The sequence below is a fragment of the Pseudomonas brassicacearum subsp. brassicacearum genome, from assembly GCF_008801605.1.
Classification (GTDB): Bacteria; Pseudomonadota; Gammaproteobacteria; order Pseudomonadales; family Pseudomonadaceae; genus Aquipseudomonas; species Aquipseudomonas brassicacearum.
On record NZ_VZPJ01000006.1, the window covers coordinates 83,966 to 99,338 of the forward strand.

The window sequence follows — 15,373 nt, forward strand, 5'->3', positions numbered from 1 at the left end:
TTGAAATGAAACGCATCCTGCTGCTCGGCGGCGTCACCGAAGCCCTGGCCATCGCCCGCACCCTCGGGCCCCAGCACATCTACAGCCTGGCCGGCATCGGTCGCATTCCCATCGACCTGACCTGCCAGGTGCGCGTCGGCGGCTACGGCGGCGCCGAAGGGTTGGCGCAATTCATCCGCGCCGAGGGCATCGACCTGCTGCTGGACGCCACCCACCCCTACGCAGCACAAATCAGCCACAACGCCGCCCAGGCAGCCCGCGCCTGCGCTATCCCCTGCTGGGCCCTGCGCCGCCCGGCATGGCAGCCCCAGGCCGGCGATGACTGGCGCGAAGTGGCCGACTGGGCCGAACTGATCCAGGCCCTGCAACCCTTTCACCGCCCCCTCTTCACCCTAGGTCGCGAACCCCTGCAACATCTGCATGAAATTCCGCCCGAGCAATTCTGGACCTTGCGTGCCCTGGACGCTTACCCCGGTAATGAGCGCTGCGAAGTCATTGGAGCTCGTGGGCCGTTTCACATCGAGGGCGAGCGCGAGCTGTTCGAACGGCGACAGATCGATGTGCTGGTGAGCAAGAACAGCGGCAGCACGGCCACCGAGCCGAAACTGGAGGCGGCGCGGGAGCGGGGGGTGCCGGTGTTGGTGTTGAAGCGGCCGGTGTTGGCGGGGGTGGATCGGGAGTTTGGGACGGTGGATGAGGTGTTGCAGGGGCTGCGGCAGTTGATCTGACAGAAAACTGCACCGTCCTACAAGCCTGTCCTGTCAGAACTACGTCAGCAGGCTACATCACCTTGCGTCGCTGCCTACAACTACGCCAGAATCCGCCGGCTTGTGCGCCTTGGAGGCCCTCGGTAACTTGATTCCCGTCACTGCCCTTCAGTGATCGGGTTTAGTCGCCCGAGGTTTTCAGCGGGTTCACAAGCTTCGTCAGTCAGGTATTTCATCCCTGCACTTGATGGTGGTTGTGCGCAGGGCGCCTTCGGGCGCGCCGGTAATGCTGGACTCCCCGGTCGACTAACCTGCGCACAGCCGCCGCTCTGTGGCGAGGGAGCTTGCTCCCGCTGGGCTCTGTAGGAGCTGGCGAAGCCTGCGATCTTTTGATCTTTCCACTTGGGACTCAAGCGCCTGTGGAAAGATCGCAGCCTCGCTTCGCTCGACAGCTCCTACGCGCCCCAACGGGAGCAAGCTCCCTCACCACAAAAGCACTCACTTGAAGATCTGTTGCTACTGTTAACACCAGCCCTGCGACCCTATACCGCACGTGGCCTTTTTACTTCTCAACCCCGATCAGGCTAAATACCGCCACCTGATCGCCCATCGAGCGGATTGCCCCATGTCCCGACAACGGCTTGCATTTGCCTGGATCGCCTGCTTCGCAGTGCTGTTCAACATGCTTGCCATGCCGCTTTCCGGCAGCGGTGGCACGATGGCGAATGCGCAGGCCAATTCGCCAGCCGAGCAACTGCTGTGGGGCAGTTTCTGCTCCTCCAGCGGCACGAAGATGCTGGCGATTTCCCTGGGCAAACTCGAACAAAGCACGCAACAGAAAGACAATCACTCAACGATGCAGCATTGCTGGTGCTGCTCAGGCTCAGCGCCTTTGGTGGCGCTCGCCGGGCATGTTCCGCAGTTGTATCTGGATGCACAGCTGGCCCATCGCAGTGCAGTCCATTCGAAGCTCGACAGCCCCACGCCACGCCAGCAGTGGCCCAGCCTCAATCCCCGCGCCTCGCCTCTGGTCTGATTCTTCCCGCATAAAACTGCGCCCTGAATCGTTCCGGAGAATTGCCATGTTGAACAGACTTATCCTGCTGGCTGCCCTATTGCTTCCCGTCGGCTTCGCCCAGGCTCACCAGTACAAGGTGGGCGAGCTTGAGATCGCCCATCCGTGGTCCCAGGAGTTGCCGCCCAACGCACCGACCGTGGCCGCGTATTTCGTGATCCACAACGGCGGCACGACCGCCGACAAGCTGCTCAGCGTCGACTCGCCGATTGCCGGCAAGGCCGAGCTCCATGAGCATGTGATGCAAAACGACCTGATGAAGATGCAACCGGTGCCCGTCGTGGATATCGCCCCCGGTGCGACCGTCACCTTCGCGCCGATGGCGTATCACGTGATGCTGCTGGACCTGAAGGACCGCAGCCTGCTCAGCGATGGCAAACGCTTTGCCATGACCCTGCATTTCGAAAAAGCCGGGAATGTCACGGTCGACGTTGCGGTGCAGAAAAAAGCCCCCGACGGCACCAAGACACACATGCACGCCCAGTAGACGTAGCCGCCCGTGCAACCACTTCGCGCCAGGCCGTCCATGCCCCGCCGTCAGCCCATGAGCCTGACCCGCGGCAGTTGGATCAGCCTGTTCGCCATGCTGATGATCTTTATCGGCCCGCTGATTTCCCAGTCGATGCCGATGGGTCAGGGCATGTCCATGCCTGTGTCCATGGACATGAACATGGAGATGAGCATGGACATGTCGGCGCACGAAGCGCCGGCAGCCGAACACTGCCCGCCCCAGAGCGAGCACCATGCGTTGTGGGAAAAATGCGGCTATTGCAGCCTGCTGTTCAATTGCCCCGCACTGCCTGGCGGTCACACCTTCGCGGTCTTCGACACACCCCAGACCAACACCTACACCAGCCTTTCCCCACGCCTGGGCCATGCCCGGCCAGCGTCCTTCCCGGGTGCCCGCACCCGCGCACCGCCCCTCGACGCGTAAACCCGACACTTACCTCACCCCGGTCGTACAAGACAGCTTCATGCTGCCCGACCGTGTCGTCTACGTCTGTTCGATGGAATCATCATGTCCAGGTTTTCTGCTGACATCGCTTTGGGCGCTGCCCAGGTACGCTGCTCCCTGAACGAACCACGGGTTCGTTTACGCCAAACCATTGCCGCCCTGTGCGGCCTGCTGCTCACGCCCTACGTACTCGCTGATGAGCACGAGCATCACGACAATCAGGTTGAAGAACTGAGCCCGACGGTCATCACCGCCATCGCCCCCAGCTCACCCCTGACCGTCGTCACCAACCCCAAGGACCCGCGCCAACCGGTGCCGGCCAGTGACGGCGGCGACTACCTCAAGACCATTCCGGGCTTCGCCCTGGTACGCAACGGCGGCACCAATGGCGACCCGGTGTTGCGCGGCATGTTCGGCTCGCGGCTGAACATCCTCACCAACGGCAGCATGCTATTGGGTGCTTGCCCGGGTCGGATGGACGCACCGACGTCGTACATATCGCCAGAAACCTACGACAAGCTCACGGTTATCAAAGGCCCACAAACAGTGCTCTGGGGCCCCGGCGCATCGGCCGGGACCGTGCTGTTCGAGCGCGAGCCGGAACAGTTCGGCGAACTCGGCACCCGGGTCAACGCCAGTGTGCTGGCCGGCTCCAACGGCCGTTTCGACAAAGTGGTGGATGCTGCCGCCGGTGGGCCGCTGGGGTATGTACGGGTAATCGGCAACACCGCGCATTCGGACGATTACCGCGACGGCAATAACGACACTGTGCCGTCGCGCTATGACAAGTGGAATGGCGACGTCACCCTCGGCTGGACGCCGGACGCCGATACCCTGCTGGAGCTGACCGCCGGCAAGGGCGACGGTGAAGCACGCTACGCCGGGCGCGGCATGGACGGCTCGCAGTTCAAGCGTGAAAGCCTCGGGCTGCGTTTCGAGCGCTCGAACATCGGCGAGGTGCTGGACAAGGTCGAGGCCCAGGTCTACTACAACTACGCCGACCACGTGATGGACAACTACACGCTGCGCACGCCGTCCGGCACCGGGATGATGGCCGGGCCCATGGCCTCCAACGTCGACCGCCGCACCCTCGGCGCCCGCATCAAGGCCACCTGGCGCTGGGCCGATGTGCAGTTGATCAGCGGCCTGGACGCGCAGACCAACGAGCATCGCCAACGCAGCAGCATGGGCGTGGATACCTACAAGGACCTGCCGTACAGCAAGGACGCCGATTTCCACAATTACGGGGTGTTCGGCGAACTGACCTGGTACGCCGCCGACCGCGACAGGGTGATCACCGGCGCCCGGCTCGACCGTGCCTCGGCCAAGGACTACCGCCAGAGCATCGGTTCCGGCATGTCGGCCCGGCCCAACCCCACCGCCGATGACACCCGTGCCGACACGCTGCCCAGCGGTTTCGTCCGCTACGAACACGACCTGGACGACAGCCCCACCACCCTCTATGCAGGCGTGGGTCACGCACAACGCTTCCCGGACTACTGGGAGCTGTTCTCGGCGAACGTCGGCCCCAGCGGTTCACTGAATGCCTTCGACGCGATCAAGCCGGAGAAAACCACCCAGCTCGACTTCGGCCTGCAGTACAAGACCGAAACCCTCGAAGCCTGGGCATCGGGTTATGTCGGGCAGGTGCGCGACTACATCCTGTTCGATTACACCCCTGGGATGATGGGCACCACCTCGCGGGCCGAGAACATCGATGCACGGATCATGGGTGGTGAATTGGGTGCGGCCTACAAGCTGAGCGAGCGCTGGAAAGCCGACGCCACCCTGGCCTATGCCTGGGGCAAGAACAGCAGCGACGGCAGCGCCCTGGCGCAAATGCCGCCGCTGGACGCACGCTTGGGCCTGACCTACAGCGAAGATCGCTGGAGCGCCGGCGCCCTGTGGCGGGTGGTGGCGGCGCAGCACCGGGTCGACGAGAACAAGGGCAACGTGGTCGGCAAGGACTACGGCAAAAGCTCCGGCTTCGGCGTGTTCTCGCTCAACGGTGCCTACCGCATCAACAAGCACTGGAAGGTCAGCAGCGGCGTCGACAACCTGTTCGGCAAAGCCTACGCCGAGCACTTGAACCTGGCCGGCAACGCCGGGTTCGGCTACCCGGCGAGCGACCCGCAGGCCATCAACGAACCGGGGCGCACGCTCTGGACCAAGGTGGATATGAGTTTCTAAAAGCATCGCGGGCAAGCCTTGCTCCCACAGTATTTGTCATGGCTGCGGGACAAATTGTGCTCCCTCAGCAATGGGAATACCTGTGGGAGCAAGGCTTGCCCGCGATCGGTTGCGCAGCAACCGCCAAAAACATAACAACCCAATTTGCCCTGCGGAGCGCTTTCCGATGAGCCAACCGAAACCCAATTTCTACAACCTGGCCTGGCGCTGGCATTTTTATGCCGGGCTGTTCGTGGCGCCGTTCATGGTGATGCTGGCCCTGACCGGGATCATTTACCTGTTCAAGCCGCAACTCGATCCACTGATGTATGGCAGCCTGCTGAACGTGCCGGCCGGGCATCACACCCTGGCGGCGGACGACCTGCTCAAGCAAGTCCGCCAGGCCTACCCCCAAGGCCAGGTCAAACAGTACCTGCCACCGGTCAATGCCGAGCGCAGCGCGCAATTCGTGGTGATCGACCAGGGCCGGGAACTGAATGTGTTCATCGACCCGTACCACGGCGATGTCCTCGGCGAGCAGGATGCGAAGAACAACCTGCAAGCCATGGCCCGGGCCATTCACGGCGAACTGCTGATCGGCACCGTTGGTGACCGGTTGGTGGAAATGGCCGCTGGTTGGGGCGTGGTGCTGGTGGTGTCCGGGCTGTACCTGTGGTGGCCGCGCGGGCAATCATCAGCCGGAGTGCTGTGGCCGCGCTGGAGCGCGCGCGGTCGGCTGTTCTGGCGTGACTTGCATGTCGTCGTCGGTTTCTGGGGCGCGGCATTGCTGCTGGTAATGCTGCTCAGCGGCATGACCTGGACCGGCTTCTGGGGCAAACAATACGCCAACCTCTGGAACCGCTTCCCGGCGGCGATGTGGAATGACGTGCCCAAGTCCGACGTCGAGGCCGGCAGCCTCAACAACGCCCATCGTCAAACCGTGCCCTGGGCCGTGGAAAATACCCCGATGCCGATGTCCGGCGACCATGCCGAGCACATGGGCCACGGCGGCATGCACGAAGGCCCCGCCGCCCCGACCGTCAGCCTGCAAGCGGTGCAGGATATCGCCACCGAACGCCAGGTCACGCCCGGCTACAGCATCACCCTGCCGACCACGTCCACCGGCGTGTTCACCGTCGCCGTGTTTGCCGACGACCCGCGCAACGACGCCACCCTGCACGTGGACCAATACACCGGCAAGGTCCTGGCCGATGTGCGCTGGGAGCACTACGGCGTCGTGGCCCGCGCCACCGAAACCGGGGTAATGCTGCACGAAGGCAAGATGTTCGGCCCGCTGAACCAGATCATCGTGCTGCTGATTTGCCTGATGATCCTGCTCAGCGCCGTGAGTGGCATGGTGATTTGGTGGAAGCGCCGGCCAGCGGGCAAGTTCGGCGTACCGCCGCTGCGTCACGACCTGCCGACCTGGAAGGCCGGGGTGTTCATCATGCTGGCCCTGGCGGTGGTGTTTCCGTTGGTGGGGGCTTCGCTGGTGGTGGTGTGGTTGCTGGATCGCCTCGTCACCCGTTTCAATCGCCAGCCTGAGATTGCTTCATCTTCAAGCTGAAGACAGTGCGTTAACGGAAGGCGGTGCGAAACCTCTACAATCGCGACCGCTTTCCAAACCACGAACACAGTTCAAACTGTGGGAGCGGGCTTTGTGGGAGCAAAGCTTGCTCGCGATCCAGGCGCTGCGGTCCTCAAGAGACCGCGTCGTTTTCATCGCGGGCAAGCCTTGCTCCCACAAAGCCCGCTCCCACAATGAGACTGTGTTTCACACCAAATGCCGAGTAGCTGCATGACCTCCCTAACCCTCTCCCACCTCGCCTGGACGCCCCTGGGCCATGGCCACTGTCATCACCAGTTCCAGCTGCGTGACGTGACGTTGCAGGTGGCGGCCGGGGAGTTTGTCGGGTTGATCGGGCCCAACGGCAGTGGCAAGACCAGCCTGTTGCGCTGCGCCTATCGCTTCAGCCGGCCGGAACATGGCGAGGTGAAACTCGAGCATCACAACGTCTGGAAACAGTCCTCGCGCTGGTGCGCCCAACGCATCGCCGTGGTCCTGCAGGAGTTTCCCGACGCCTTCGGCCTGACGGTCGAGGAAGTGGTCGCCATGGGCCGCACGCCCCACAAAGGTCTGTTCGACGGCGACAATCACGACGACCGCCGGCTGGTGCGCCAGGCACTGGAATCGGCCGGGCTCGCAGGCTTTGGCGACCATGCATTCGCCACCCTCTCGGGCGGTGAGAAGCAACGGGTGATCCTCGCCCGGGCCCTGGCCCAGCAACCGCAGTTGCTGATCCTCGACGAGCCGACTAATCACCTCGACCCCCACTATCAATTGCAATTGCTGCAACTGATCAAGGGCCTGGGCATCGGCACCCTCGCCAGCCTCCACGACCTGAACCTGGCCGCCGCCTTCTGCGACCGCCTGTACGTGATCGAACACGGGCGCATCGTCGCCAGCGGCACGCCCAAGGACGTCCTCAGCGTCGAGCTGTTGCGCGAGGTGTTCGGCATCGAAGCCCTGGTGGATGAACACCCGCTGTCCGGCTACCCACGAATCACCTGGATAACCCAACCATGACCTTGCGTTCCCTGCTGTTGCTACCCCTGCTGCTGGGCAGTGCCCACGCCTTGGCCGAAGCCACCCACTACCCGTTGACGATCCAGAGCTGCAACCGCCAGGTGGTGTTCAACGAGGCACCTCGGCACGCTGTCAGCCATGACATCAACATGACCCAGATGATGCTTGCCCTGGGGCTCAAACCGCGCATGGTCGGCTACAGCGGCATCAGCGGCTGGAAATCGGTGACGCCCGAGATGGCCAGGATCCTTGATGGCCTGCCGGAACTGGCCGCCAAATATCCCTCGGTGGAAAACCTGCTCAATGCCAACGTCGATTTCTTCTTCGCCGGTTGGGACTACGGCATGCGGGTGGGCGGCGACCTGACCCCGCAGACTCTGGAACCGCTGAGCATCAATGTCTACGAACTGACCGAATCCTGCGCGTTCGTGATGAAGCGTCCGGCGGCCTCGCTTGAGGACACCTACAACGACCTGCGCAACCTCGGGAAGATCTTCGACGTGCAGGATCGCGCCAACGCGCTGATCGCCACGATGCAGGCCCAGGTGGCCGAAGTGCGCAAGCACCTGCCCACCCAGCAACCGCGGGTGTTCCTGTACGACAGCGGCGAAGACCGCGCCATGACCTCCGGGCGCCTGGGCATGCCCCAGGCCCTGATCGACGCAGCCGGTGGGCGCAACATCCTCGATGACGTGGAAACCAGTTGGACCCGGGTGAACTGGGAGAACGTGGTCGAGCGCAACCCGCAGGTCATCGTGATCGTCGACTACGGCGAAGTCAGCGCCGAGCAGAAACAGCAATTCCTGTTGAACAACCCGGCCCTGCAATCGGTGGAGGCGATCCAGCAACGGCGCTTCATTGTGATTCCCTACGTGCAGGCCACGCCGGGCATCGATAACGTGCTGGCGGTGCAAACCCTGGCGCGGGGTTTTCACGGCCAATGAACGGTCGTCGCTATGGCGCCCTGCTGATGGTCCTCGGCGCACTGCTGCTGGTGTCGTGTGTGGTGTCCCTGGGTTTCGGGCCGGCGCGGGTGCCGGTGGCCGTGGTCTGGGACATCCTGCTGAACAAGGCCTTCAGGGTGGGTGACGTCCATTGGACGCCCGGCCAGGAGCATATCGTCTGGCTGATCCGCGTCCCGCGGTTGCTGCTCGGTGCCTTGGTCGGCGCCGGGCTGGCGTTGATCGGTGCGGTGCTGCAAGCAGTCACGCGCAACCCGCTGGCTGACCCGCACCTGCTGGGCGTCACCTCTGGCGCGACTCTGGGAGCGGTCATCGTGGTGCTGCATGTCGGCGAGATTGTCGGCCTGCTGACCCTGCCGCTGGCGGCGTTCATCGGTGCGCTGCTGAGCATGCTGCTGGTGCTGACCATCGCTGCCCGCCAGGGCCGCCTGGAAAGTGATCGGCTGTTGTTGTGCGGCGTGGCGGTGTCCTTCGTGATGATGGCGGCGGCCAATCTGTTGTTGTTCCTCGGTGACCATCGCGCCAGTTCGGCAGTGATGTTCTGGATGCTCGGCGGCCTGGGCCTGGCCCGCTGGGAACTGCTGGCGGTGCCGGCGGCCAGTGTGGTGCTGGGACTGGTGTTGCTGCTGGGCATGGCCCGGCCGCTGAACGCGCTGATGGCCGGCGAACAGACCGCCGTGACCCTGGGCCTGAACGCGGCGAAGGTGCGATTGTGGATCTTCTTGATCGCCTCGCTGATGACCGGCGTGCTGGTGTCCATCAGCGGTTCGATTGGTTTTGTCGGGCTGATGGTCCCGCACATTGCCCGGCGCCTGGTGGGCGCCGAGCATCGTCGGTTGCTGCCGGCCTGCGTGCTGCTCGGCAGCCTGTTCCTGGTGTGGGTGGACGTGGCGGCGCGGACGTTGATCGCGCCGGAAGACTTGCCGATTGGGGTCGCGACAGCCGCTATCGGCGGATTGTTTTTCATCGGACTCATGCGGCGTCGCTGAGCGGCGTCTTTTCCTGATCACAAAAATCACCTGTGGGAGCGAGCTTGCTCGCGATGGCGATGGATCAGTCAAATTAGCGGTGACTGACACTCCCCTATCGCGAGCAAGCTCGCTCCCACAGGGGCATCGCAATTCTCTCGCCCCAATGTGGCGCACCTCTTCGCACCAGCCCCCGCAACGCGCTCACTCATGGTGCAACCGCTCGTGCACCTCCCACGCCAACCCCGCATTTCAAAGCCTTCCCCCGACCGGGCACACCCCTTGCAAAAGCGCTTGCAGCGTTTGCATCTGCCCTCAAAAAAATTCATAAGTCCATGGAGATCGCACAATGAAGCGTCGTAGCTTGATCAAGGTTTTTACACTCTCGGCAAGCATTGCCGCGATGGGCATGGCCTGGACCGTCCAGGCCGCCGAGACCATCAAGGTCGGCATCCTGCATTCGCTGTCCGGCACCATGGCGATCTCCGAGACGTCCCTCAAGGACATGGCGCTGATGACCATTGATGAGATCAACGCCAAGGGTGGTGTGAACGGCAAGAAGCTTGAAGCGGTGGTCGTGGACCCGGCGTCGAACTGGCCGCTGTTCGCCGAAAAGGGTCGGCAGTTGCTGACCCAGGACAAGGTCGCCGTGGTGTTCGGCTGCTGGACGTCGGTGTCGCGTAAATCCGTGCTGCCGGTGTTCGAAGAGCTCAATGGGCTGCTGTTCTACCCGGTGCAGTACGAAGGCGAAGAGATGTCGCCAAACGTGTTCTACACCGGCGCAGCGCCGAACCAGCAGGCGATTCCGGCGGTGGAATACCTGATGAGCGAAGAAGGCGGCAGTGCCAAGCGTTATTTCCTGCTGGGCACCGACTACGTCTACCCGCGCACCACCAACAAGATCCTGCGCTCGTTCCTGCATTCCAAAGGTGTGGCGGACAAGGACATCGAAGAGGTCTACACCCCGTTCGGCCACAGCGATTACCAGACCATCGTGGCCAACATCAAGAAGTTCTCGGCCGGTGGCAAGACCGCAGTCATTTCCACGGTCAACGGCGACTCCAACGTGCCGTTCTATAAAGAACTGGCGAACCAGGGCCTGAAAGCCACCGACGTACCGGTCGTGGCGTTCTCGGTGGGCGAAGAGGAACTGCGCGGCATCGACACCAAGCCACTGGTAGGCAACCTGGCGGCGTGGAACTACTTCGAATCCGTGGATAACCCGGCGAACAAGAAATTCGTTGATTCATGGAAAGCCTACGCCAAGGCCAAGAACCTGCCAGGCGCCGACAAAGCAGTGACCAACGACCCGATGGAAGCCACCTACGTCGGCATCCACATGTGGGCGCAAGCCGTGGAAAAAGCCAAGTCCACCGACGTCGACAAAGTCCGCGAAGCCCTGGCCGGCCAGACCTTCGCCGCACCGTCGGGCTACACCCTGACCATGGACAAGACCAACCATCACCTGCACAAGCCAGTGATGATCGGCGAGATCCAGGCCGACGGTCAGTTCAACGTGGTCTGGCAGACCGAAGGCCCGATCCGCGCGCAACCGTGGAGCCCGTTCATCGCCGGCAACGACAAGAAGCCTGACTATGCGGTGAAGAGCAACTGAGCCTGGGAGCAAGCCCCTAACTCTGTGGGAGCAAAGCTTGCTCGCGATCGCGGTCATCCAGACACACCGCCATCGCGAGCAAGCTTTGCTCCCACAGGGTCCGTCGTCGCCTTACAGGACGTAGCTATGTCCCTTTATCGTTTGTTCCTCCTAGCATGTTTGCTGCTACCAATGGCCGCCCACGCCGGGGAAGCCGAAGACTTCGTCGCCGCCAACCCGACCCAGCAGGCCAAACTCCTGGAAAGCTGGGCCGCGCAGCCGGAGCCTGAGCGCGTCGAACTGATCAATGCCCTGCAACAGGGCCAGTTGACCGTCGACGGCCAACCCAAGACCCTGCGCCTGAACAACCGCTTGCGCGGGCTGATCGAAACCGCCCTCGCCAGTCATCAACTGCTCGCCGTCGATGCCCGCGTACGCCTGGGCGCGGCGCAGCAACTGCAAAAAAGCGCGCGCCCGGCGCAACTGGCGTTTCTCGATCGGCAACTGGCCGGCGAGCAGGACGAAGATGTGCATGCTGCTCTGAGTCTGGCCCTGGCGAACCTGCAACTGGTGGATGCCAACCCGAGTGTGCGCCTGGCCGCCGTCCGGCTGCTGGGGGAAACCGGCGATCCGCTGGCCCGCACGCGCCTGGAAGGTTTGCTCGAACCCGGCGTCGAAACCGATGCCGCTGTGCGCACCGCGGCTGAAACCAGCCTCAGCCAGGTCAAACGCAAACTCCTGGTGGGCGAATTGCTGGGCCAAGCCTTCAGCGGCATGTCCCTGGGCTCGATCCTGCTGCTCGCCGCCCTCGGCCTGGCCATCACCTTCGGCCTGCTGGGGGTGATCAACATGGCCCACGGCGAGATGCTGATGCTGGGTGCCTACTCCACTTATGTGGTGCAGATGCTGTTCCAGCGCTTCGCCCCGAACGCCATCGAGTTCTATCCGCTGATCGCCCTGCCGGTGGCTTTTTTCATTACCGCCGCCATCGGCATGGCCCTGGAGCGCACGGTGATTCGCCACCTCTACGGGCGGCCGCTGGAAACCCTGCTCGCCACCTGGGGCATCAGCCTGATGCTGATCCAACTGGTGCGCCTGGTGTTCGGCGCGCAGAACGTCGAAGTTGCCAACCCAGCCTGGCTCTCTGGCGGAATTCAGGTATTGCCGAACCTGGTGCTGCCGTACAACCGCATCGTGATCATCGCCTTCGCACTGTTCGTGGTGGTGCTGACCTGGCTGCTGCTGAACAAGACACGCCTGGGCCTGAACGTGCGCGCGGTGACCCAGAACCGCAACATGGCCGCCTGCTGTGGCGTGCCCACCGGGCGGGTGGACATGCTCGCCTTCGGCCTCGGCTCGGGCATCGCCGGGCTCGGTGGCGTGGCCCTGAGCCAGATCGGCAACGTCGGTCCGGACCTGGGCCAGAGCTACATCATCGACTCGTTCCTGGTGGTGGTGCTCGGCGGCGTCGGCCAGTTGGCCGGTAGCGTGTTCGCTGCGTTCGGCCTCGGCATCGCCAACAAGATCCTCGAACCGCAGATCGGCGCCGTGCTCGGCAAGATCCTGATCCTCGCGCTGATCATTCTGTTCATCCAGAAGCGTCCGCAAGGCCTCTTCGCGCTCAAAGGACGGGTAATCGACTGATGAACCAGCCCCTGATGCTCACGGCCACGCAAAAGGCCGGTCCCAAAGTCACCCTCGTCGTCGGCATGCTGATCCTGGCCGTGCTGCTGAGCCTGCCGCTACTGTCGCTGCTGGCGGCTGACAATCCGCTGCACGTCTCGGCGTATACCCTGACCCTGGTGGGCAAGATTCTCTGCTACGCCATCGTCGCCCTGGCCCTGGACCTGGTCTGGGGCTACGCCGGCTTGCTCTCCCTGGGCCACGGCCTGTTCTTCGCCCTGGGCGGCTACGCCATGGGCATGTACCTGATGCGCCAGGCCGCCGGCGATGGCTTGCCGGCGTTCATGACCTTCTTGTCGTGGACCGAGTTGCCCTGGTACTGGGCCGGCACCGACAGTTTCCTCTGGGCGATGTGCCTGGTGGTGCTGGCGCCGGGTTTGCTGGCGCTGGTGTTCGGCTTTTTTGCCTTCCGCTCGCGGATCAAGGGCGTGTATTTCTCGATCATGACCCAGGCCCTGACCTTCGCCGGGATGCTGCTGTTTTTCCGCAACGAAACCGGGTTTGGCGGCAACAACGGCTTCACCAATTTCCGCTCGATCCTGGGCTTTGGCATCACCGAGCCGGGGACCCGGGCGGTGCTGTTTTTCGCCACGGTGTTGTTGCTGGTGGCAAGCCTGTTCATCGGCTGGCGCCTGGCCCGCAGCAAGTTTGGCCGGGTGCTGACCGCCCTGCGTGACGCGGAAAACCGCCTGATGTTCTGCGGCTACGATCCCCGTGGTTTCAAGCTGTTCGTCTGGGTGTTGAGCGCGGTGTTGTGCGGCCTGGCCGGGGCGTTGTACGTGCCGCAGGTGGGCATCATCAACCCCAGCGAAATGTCGCCGACCAACTCCATTGAGGCCGCCGTGTGGGTCGCCCTCGGCGGGCGTGGCACGCTGATCGGGCCGCTGCTGGGCGCCGGGGTGGTCAACGGCATGAAGAGCTGGTTCACCGTGGCGTTTCCTGAGTACTGGCTGTTTTTCCTCGGTGCGCTGTTCATCGTCGTGACCCTGTATCTGCCCAAGGGCGTGATCGGTCTGCTGAAGAAAAGAGGTGAACAATGAGAATCACAGCGAGTGCCGAATTCATGCTCGAACCCGCCTTCTTTCCACCGCAACCCAGCCAGGACGCCGGCAGCAGCCGCGACGCCATCGGCCTCGGCCAAGCAGCCGGCCAGGGCCTGAACACCCGCCACGGCACCATCCTGACCCTGGAAGACATCAGCGTCAGTTTCGACGGCTTCAAGGCCTTGAACGATTTGAACCTGTACATCGGCGTCGGCGAATTGCGCTGCATCATCGGCCCCAACGGCGCCGGCAAGACCACGCTGATGGACGTGATCACCGGCAAGACCCGTCCCAGCCATGGCAAGGCCTGGTTCGGCGAAACCCTGGACCTGACCAGCATGAGCGAAGTGGCGATCGCCCAGGCCGGCATCGGTCGCAAGTTCCAGAAGCCCACGGTGTTCGAAGCGTTGAGCGTGTTCGAGAACCTGGAGCTGGCGCTCAAGACCGACAAATCGGTGTGGGCCAGCCTGCGGGCGAAACTGAGCGGCGAGCAGCACGATCGCATCGGCGAAGTACTCGAGACCATTCGTCTCACGACCTCGGTCAACCGCGCTGCCGGGCTGCTGTCCCACGGGCAGAAGCAGTTCCTGGAGATCGGCATGCTGCTGGTACAAGACCCGCAATTGCTGCTGCTCGACGAGCCGGTGGCGGGCATGACCGACGCCGAGACCGAGTTCACCGCCGAGCTGTTCAAGTCCTTGGCGGGCAAGCATTCGCTGATGGTGGTGGAACACGACATGGGCTTCGTCGGCGCGATTGCCGACCACGTCACCGTGTTGCACCAGGGCAGCGTGCTGGCCGAAGGGTCGCTGGAACAGGTGCAGGAAAATGAGCGGGTGATCGAGGTGTATCTCGGTCGGTAGACCTGCAAACACTGTTCCCTGTGGGAGCAAGCTTTGCTCCCACAGAGGACTTGAGGGGAATTCAAGACATGCTGCAAGTCGACAAACTGCACCAGTACTACGGCGGTAGCCACATCCTGCGCGGCCTGTCGTTCGACGCCAAGGTCGGCGAGGTGACTTGCCTGTTGGGGCGTAACGGCGTGGGCAAGACCACCCTGCTCAAATGCCTGATGGGCCTGTTGCCGGCCAAGGAAGGCGCGGTGAATTGGGAAGGCAAAGCCATCACCACGTTCAAGCCACACCAACGAGTGCATGCCGGCATCGCCTACGTGCCCCAGGGCCGGGAGATTTTCGGGCGGCTGACGGTGGAAGAAAACCTGCTGATGGGCCTGTCGCGCTTTCCCGGCTCCGAAGCCAAGGAAGTGCCGGCATTCATCTACGAATTGTTCCCGGTGCTGCTGCAGATGAAACAACGCCGTGGCGGTGATTTGTCCGGCGGCCAGCAACAGCAGCTCGCCATTGGCCGGGCCCTGGCCAGCCGTCCACGCCTGCTGATTCTCGACGAGCCCACCGAAGGCATCCAGCCCTCGGTGATCAAGGAGATCGGAGCGGTGATCAAGAAACTGGCGGCCCGGGGCGACATGGCGATTTTGCTGGTGGAGCAGTTCTACGACTTCGCCGCCGAGCTGGCCGATCAGTACCTGGTGATGTCCCGGGGCGAGATCGTGCAGCAGGGGCGCGGAGAAAATATGGAAGCCGAGGGTGTGCGCGGGCTGGTTACGATCTAG

At 63.2% G+C, this 15,373-nt stretch carries 14 protein-coding genes; all 14 read left to right on the forward strand.

Annotation, left to right across the window (positions count from 1 at the left end; translation table 11 throughout):
• Positions 1-5 precede the first annotated feature (5 nt).
• Positions 6-728 carry a cobalt-precorrin-6A reductase gene (locus F7R20_RS15570; protein ID WP_003197383.1) on the forward strand — a complete coding sequence of 241 codons (723 nt, stop codon included), beginning with the start codon at positions 6-8 and terminating at the stop codon, positions 726-728.
• 604 nt (positions 729-1,332) lie between these two features.
• On the forward strand, positions 1,333-1,743 hold the full coding sequence (locus tag F7R20_RS15575) for a DUF2946 domain-containing protein (RefSeq protein ID WP_003197380.1): 411 nt from the start codon (positions 1,333-1,335) through the stop codon (positions 1,741-1,743).
• Positions 1,744-1,789: 46 nt separating this feature from the next.
• Entirely contained in the window at positions 1,790-2,269 is a 480-nt protein-coding gene (locus F7R20_RS15580) for a copper chaperone PCu(A)C (protein WP_003197377.1), read from the forward strand.
• Between the two features lie 57 nt (positions 2,270-2,326).
• Positions 2,327-2,716: a DUF2946 domain-containing protein gene (locus tag F7R20_RS15585; RefSeq protein ID WP_003197375.1), complete on the forward strand. Its 390-nt coding sequence runs from the start codon at positions 2,327-2,329 to the stop codon at positions 2,714-2,716.
• Positions 2,717-2,800: 84 nt separating this feature from the next.
• Positions 2,801-4,927 carry a TonB-dependent copper receptor gene (locus F7R20_RS15590; RefSeq protein ID WP_003197373.1) on the forward strand — a complete coding sequence of 709 codons (2,127 nt, stop codon included), beginning with the start codon at positions 2,801-2,803 and terminating at the stop codon, positions 4,925-4,927.
• 166 nt (positions 4,928-5,093) lie between these two features.
• Positions 5,094-6,473, forward strand: a complete 1,380-nt coding sequence (locus F7R20_RS15595; RefSeq protein ID WP_003197371.1) for a PepSY-associated TM helix domain-containing protein — start codon at positions 5,094-5,096, stop codon at positions 6,471-6,473.
• 231 nt (positions 6,474-6,704) lie between these two features.
• The gene (locus F7R20_RS15605; RefSeq protein ID WP_003197369.1) at positions 6,705-7,493 is read left to right on the forward strand and encodes an ABC transporter ATP-binding protein; all 789 of its coding nucleotides are present in this window, start codon (positions 6,705-6,707) and stop codon (positions 7,491-7,493) included.
• Complete coding sequence (locus F7R20_RS15610) at positions 7,490-8,437, forward strand: ABC transporter substrate-binding protein (RefSeq protein ID WP_003197367.1); 948 nt, start codon at positions 7,490-7,492, stop codon at positions 8,435-8,437. Before F7R20_RS15605 ends, F7R20_RS15610 begins: the two co-directional genes overlap by 4 nt.
• Positions 8,434-9,444, forward strand: a complete 1,011-nt coding sequence (locus F7R20_RS15615) for a FecCD family ABC transporter permease (RefSeq protein WP_027911808.1) — start codon at positions 8,434-8,436, stop codon at positions 9,442-9,444. Before F7R20_RS15610 ends, F7R20_RS15615 begins: the two co-directional genes overlap by 4 nt.
• 328 nt (positions 9,445-9,772) lie before the next feature.
• Positions 9,773-11,038, forward strand: coding sequence for an urea ABC transporter substrate-binding protein (gene urtA / locus F7R20_RS15620; protein ID WP_003197362.1), 1,266 nt, complete (start codon positions 9,773-9,775; stop codon positions 11,036-11,038).
• A 126-nt stretch (positions 11,039-11,164) separates the two neighbouring features.
• Positions 11,165-12,661, forward strand: a complete 1,497-nt coding sequence (gene urtB, locus F7R20_RS15625) for an urea ABC transporter permease subunit UrtB (protein ID WP_003197360.1) — start codon at positions 11,165-11,167, stop codon at positions 12,659-12,661.
• The gene (gene urtC / locus F7R20_RS15630) at positions 12,661-13,740 is read left to right on the forward strand and encodes an urea ABC transporter permease subunit UrtC (protein ID WP_003197358.1); all 1,080 of its coding nucleotides are present in this window, start codon (positions 12,661-12,663) and stop codon (positions 13,738-13,740) included. Before urtB ends, urtC begins: the two co-directional genes overlap by 1 nt.
• Positions 13,737-14,606: an urea ABC transporter ATP-binding protein UrtD gene (gene urtD / locus F7R20_RS15635; protein WP_003197356.1), complete on the forward strand. Its 870-nt coding sequence runs from the start codon at positions 13,737-13,739 to the stop codon at positions 14,604-14,606. The genes urtC and urtD overlap by 4 nt, the downstream gene beginning before the upstream one ends.
• A 68-nt stretch (positions 14,607-14,674) precedes the next feature.
• Entirely contained in the window at positions 14,675-15,373 is a 699-nt protein-coding gene (gene urtE / locus F7R20_RS15640; protein ID WP_003197354.1) for an urea ABC transporter ATP-binding subunit UrtE, read from the forward strand.